The sequence below is a fragment of the Fluviicola sp. genome (assembly GCF_030151805.1).
Classification (GTDB): Bacteria; Bacteroidota; Bacteroidia; order Flavobacteriales_D; family Crocinitomicaceae; genus Fluviicola.
Window position 1 is genome coordinate 1 of sequence record NZ_JASLCN010000191.1, and the last position, 3,520, is coordinate 3,520.

Annotated in this window: 4 protein-coding genes; 3 read left to right on the top strand and 1 reads right to left on the bottom strand. The window is 38.8% G+C overall.

What is annotated here, in order from left to right; translation table 11 throughout:
- Positions 1-325: 325 nt before the first annotated feature.
- Positions 326-1,828: a hypothetical protein gene (locus tag Q1V93_RS07180; protein ID WP_300663226.1), complete on the top strand. Its 1,503-nt coding sequence runs from the start codon at positions 326-328 to the stop codon at positions 1,826-1,828.
- A 7-nt stretch (positions 1,829-1,835) separates the two neighbouring features.
- Here Q1V93_RS07180 and Q1V93_RS07185 read toward each other — a convergent pair whose 3' ends face one another.
- On the bottom strand, positions 1,836-2,435 hold the full coding sequence (locus Q1V93_RS07185) for a transferase hexapeptide repeat family protein (protein WP_300663228.1): 600 nt from the start codon (positions 2,433-2,435) through the stop codon (positions 1,836-1,838).
- 42 nt (positions 2,436-2,477) lie between these two features.
- On the opposite strand from Q1V93_RS07185, the gene Q1V93_RS07190 reads away from it, so the two are divergent.
- Complete coding sequence (locus tag Q1V93_RS07190; protein ID WP_300663232.1) at positions 2,478-3,002, top strand: DNA-3-methyladenine glycosylase I; 525 nt, start codon at positions 2,478-2,480, stop codon at positions 3,000-3,002.
- A partial coding sequence (locus tag Q1V93_RS07195) for a hypothetical protein (RefSeq protein WP_300663230.1) occupies positions 2,999-3,520 on the top strand: 522 nt, incomplete at its 3' end. The genes Q1V93_RS07190 and Q1V93_RS07195, both read left to right, overlap by 4 nt.

Here is a 3,520-nt window from a genome sequence, read left to right on the forward strand (position 1 = left end):
TGAAGTTCTTCCACTTCATAAGGTGCTATTTTTGCTTCTTCAAGAGAAAAACACACTTTGCACTGCGAAAAAGAGTTGCCGCCTGCAAGCATTAAGACGAAAGTGATTAACTGCTTCATAAACTTGTTATTTTGGGGTGTCAAAAACAGATGTTCAGATTGGAAAAAGGTAAATGCATTTTTAGTTCCAAAAGAACAAATAAAGTGTTGTGATGAATATAAGCAGCTTATGATTGAATTTTCGGTGCTGAAAAAACGACTAATTGTTCTGATCCGAAAGCTTGTTTCAAAGGATTTGCGTTATTTGTAAAAAAATCTACATCATAATGAAACAGCTTATTGCTTTTGTTTGCTTAGTAAATACCTTTTTTGCGTTTTCTCAGATCAGCAACGAAGGAAGAATCGAATTCGATTTGAAAACGGAAGAACGAATTGATAAGGTCATTCCGGTAGGAGAACGTGGTTTCGTTACTTTGGGCCTGGAAAATGTAAAAGGTGCAAATGATATCTTTCATATTTCCATGTATTCGACAAGCCTTCAAAAAGAAAGTTCTGTTGATTTTGAGCGCGAATCGAGAATAACCAACCATACAACTTTGCTTTCAAATGATAGTAGCCAGATTATTTTTCTGTTCTCGAACAGAAAGGAATGGATTTTAAAGATTTATGATGTAAACAATCAATCATTGAATGAGCGTGTTTTTGAAAAAGCAGACTGGACTTTTCAATCACTGGATTATTTATTGTTGGGGGGAAAGATTGTTATGAATGGTTTTCAGAAAAGAAAACCTACGGTTTTAATCATGGATTTAATGTCGGGAGATCAGCAGTTTGTTTTAATCCCGGGAATCAGCTCAAAACGGACGGTGGAATCCATTGGTTTGGATAATCGAAATGAAAAAGTAGTTGTTTTCATGCGCGACGGGAAAGACATGAAAACAGGCACGATGCATTTACTGTTTCTGGAACCGAACGGAGAGATCTCAAGTAGTATGGAATTAGATAAAGATCCGAATTTCTCTATTATTGACGGTGCTGTGACCTGGGTGAATGAAGGAAGTTTTTTAATTGCCGGAACTTATGGAACTTCCGGGCGCAGAGGATATTCGGCAGGTTATTACTTTTCGAAATGGACAGACGGAAGACAAGATTTCATCACCTATCATTCCTTTACGGATTTTGCCAATTATCTGAGCTATTTGCCACAAAAAGCACAGAAGAAAATGGAGAAGAAGCTGGACCGCAAAAAAGAAAAAGGAGCAACGGATATCATTCAGAGCTTTGTGGCAATTCATCCGGTAATTATTATCGGGGATTCTTACCGGATTATCGGGGAAGTATATTATCCGACCTATCGCACGGAAACGTATACCAGTTATGTTAACGGACGTGCAGTTATGAGCACCCGGCAGGTTTTTGACGGCTACCAGTACACGCATGCGGCTGTTTTGGACCTGGATGAATCCGGACAAAAAATAAAAGACTATTGTTTTTCCATGTACTTATCCAATAAACCATTCAGAGTGATTCGGAATTTACGGATTACAGAAAACCAAACCGGAGATATGCGCATGATGTACTCGACCGGAAGCAGGCTAAAAGCAACAACCATTACTACGAATGGGGAAATGTCAGAAACGGATTACGGACAGATTATTACCAATCATGAAGGAGATAATGTCAGATCCACCGGGTTCACGAATTGTTCTTACTGGTACAAAGACAGTTATTTGGTTTATGGAGTTCAGACGATCAAAAACAAAGAAGATGAAAAGGTTTCAAAAAAGCGAACCATATTTTTCATCAATAAAATCAGCTACTCAAAATAAACGCCCGTTATTTGCTCTTAATACTTTCCCAGGTTTGGTACATTTTTTCCTGGCTCGGGCGGTTCGCTTCAATTTCCTCCAAAGGTTCGCAAGGAATCAGTGTTTCGTAGCATTCTTTCGGTAAAGCCTGGTACAAGGCTGTTCCTTTGGTTTTCCAGGCAATCATGTCGTCAGAAACCTCTTTGATCACCTTTGCCGGATTCCCGACTACCAAACTTCTTCTCGGAATAACGGTATTTGCAGGAACAAAACACAGTGCTCCAATGATGCATTCATCTTCGATTACTACATCGTCCATAATCACCGAATTCATTCCGATCAAACAATTTTCACCGATCGTTCCGCCATGTACAATGGCTCCGTGACCAATGTGTGCTCCTTTCTTCAAGGTAACGGTTGTTCCCGGAAACATGTGAATGGTACAGTTTTCCTGAACGTTGCATCCGTCTTCGATAATAATCTGTCCCCAATCCCCGCGAATAGCGGCTCCGGGCCCGATGTAAACATCTTCACCGATGATGACATTTCCAGTTACAACAGCCTGGGGATGAATAAAGCTAGATTTTTTAACAACTGGAATAAAACCATTGAATGAATATACCGCCATGAATACCTATTTTTGGTAAAAATAAACAATCAAAACGGCAAAATGAGTTATTGCGATTATGTTTCAACCAAACCAAAAGACGACATTCATCGTATCTACCATGATTTTCATTATGGCACGCCAATTGAGGATGATAATGAGCTTTTCGGGCGTTTAATTCTTGAAATTAACCAGGCAGGATTGTCCTGGGATATTATTTTAAAGAAACAAACAAACTTTTCGGAAGCTTTTGACGTTTATGATATAGAAAAGATTGCAAATTATCAGGAGGATAAAATAAATGAATTACTTCAAAATCCCGGGATAATCAGAAATAAATTGAAGGTAAATGCCGTTATATATAATGCAAACCAGGTATTGTTATTACGGAAAGAATTTGGTAGCTTTAAGTTGTGGTTAGACAGCAACTTAGGGAAGTCGAAAGAAGAGTGGGTGAAGTTGTTTAAAAAACACTTTAAATTTGTTGGAGGAGAGATTGTGAATGAGTTTTTAATGAGCACAGGTTATCTTCCGGGAGCACACCATACGAATTGTTTTAGATATAAAGAATTAAATACAGGATCATGAAAACAAAAATAGTACTTCCCATCATTGCGGTGATTGTTAGTTTTTCGCTAAATGCTCAGGTTGGTCTGATGATTGGTCCGGGATTAAATTACGGATTCGGGTCAGGACAACTGTTCAAAACGTTGAACCTTGGAGTGGAGATTCCACGTGATGAAAATGCATCCATTATTGTTCGTGCTTACGCCAGTTTGAAAAACAGTAAGATGGATTCCACGTATGCAGAAGCAAATCAATTGGGAACAAGTCCGTCAGTGCTGATGGTTGGAGTGAAAAACGGTGTGACTCAATTTGGTATCCAGGGAGGAACAAGACGTTATTTTATCGGTTCCAATTTTGATTATGGCTTTGGTTTATACGGTGGAACAGTCTTTGATTTTTCATTGTACCGTTTGAGTACAAAACCGATGAGTACGTTTGATGCAAATGCGTATACGCTTCGCGATCAGAATAAAGGAAGTGTTTTCTTATTAAGCTTCGGTTTGCAAGGTGGTGCGAAGAAACAATTTGCATTCGGAACG